This is a genomic window from Gluconobacter sp. Dm-74 (assembly GCF_018256135.1).
GTDB classification, from domain to species: Bacteria; Pseudomonadota; Alphaproteobacteria; order Acetobacterales; family Acetobacteraceae; genus Gluconobacter; species Gluconobacter cadivus.
This window is the reverse complement of sequence record NZ_JAERLX010000029.1, coordinates 1-1,155: the sequence shown is the minus strand read 5'-3', so window position 1 is coordinate 1,155 and position 1,155 is coordinate 1. Positions and strand designations below refer to the sequence as shown.

Genomic DNA, 1,155 nt, shown 5'->3' with positions numbered 1-1,155 from the left:
AGGCCTACCCTCCATCGGTAAGCCTGTGAATCACAACCTCTCGCTCAGTTCAATAAATTAATAGGTCCTGAGCCTAGGAATTTGATTCAAATGTAGAATATAAAAATTTCGATTTTTGTCCGTCTCTTCCTTGGGGGAGGCAAAATAAGAATTATATAAGTGATAAATTTATCTATATAAATTTATTGCGAATCTTTTTTAAAAAGGAATTATAGGTGGTTAAATATTTAAATACACTCAAATTTGAAATCTATAATTTCGTTGAAGACTTGACTCAGAGCAAGAAAGATGAAATTATTATTTCAAACGATCCTAATTCTTGCATCGTGCCTGACTCTTCAAATAGCTATAGTGTGGGGATAGTGATTGATGGTTATCATGTAAGGTCTGCAATCACTCCTCCGACTGGGCTAACTTGTGAAGCGCTCGCATCGTGGATCGATGATCTGGGATTTTGGCTTATCAAAGAGCATCAGCACGATGTTATGTGCTGGGCTCCATTTGTCGCTTGGGACGCTGAAATAGCAGAAGACGACCTTCAGTGGCCTGGATTTGCCAATTTACCTGCAAAAGAACAAGACAGGTTTCTTCGAGCGCGATCGCAACATCTGACGGGAGATACAATAAATCACTTCGATGCACTGTGGCATTTCTATGCTTTGCACGTCGAAAGAAAAGCTTCAAGTCTCGACGCTTCAGGACAAAAACGCCAGACCTTAGTCTGGCCGCGGCAATCAGGAATAGATGCACGCATTACCACGGATCTCTTTAAGCACGCCCTTGATGGCGTTGATCACATAATCTTGGTGACGCGTGACGCAGACTACGCGGATCCATTACACGCGATTAAGGCGCACTTCAAAAACATTCAGATCGATGTCCTGACGATGAATGTTCGTCCCCCCAAGGAGTTTGATGGCATTGCTCAACGTCTTTGGAAAGGCAAATGGAACGGTCAAAATATGACAGTAGAATGCGTCCCACCATCGCCGAAAAATTGAGATTAGTGAACCGCCCCGAGTTTGACAGGCCTCTCCGCTTTCCTAACCATGTCTGATCTCACCTCCCAATCGAAACTACTAGGCTCAGGACCTATTAATTTATTGAACTGAGCGAGAGGTTGTGATTCACAGGCTTACCGATGGAGGGTAGGCC

Annotated in this window: 1 protein-coding gene; it reads left to right on the top strand. The window is 43.5% G+C overall.

All coding sequences use genetic code 11. The features are described 5' to 3' along the window. The first annotated feature begins 215 nt into the window (after positions 1-215). The gene (locus tag JK208_RS15825) at positions 216-1,001 is read left to right on the top strand and encodes an NYN domain-containing protein (RefSeq protein WP_211576716.1); all 786 of its coding nucleotides are present in this window, start codon (positions 216-218) and stop codon (positions 999-1,001) included. The last annotated feature ends 154 nt before the right edge of the window (positions 1,002-1,155 follow it).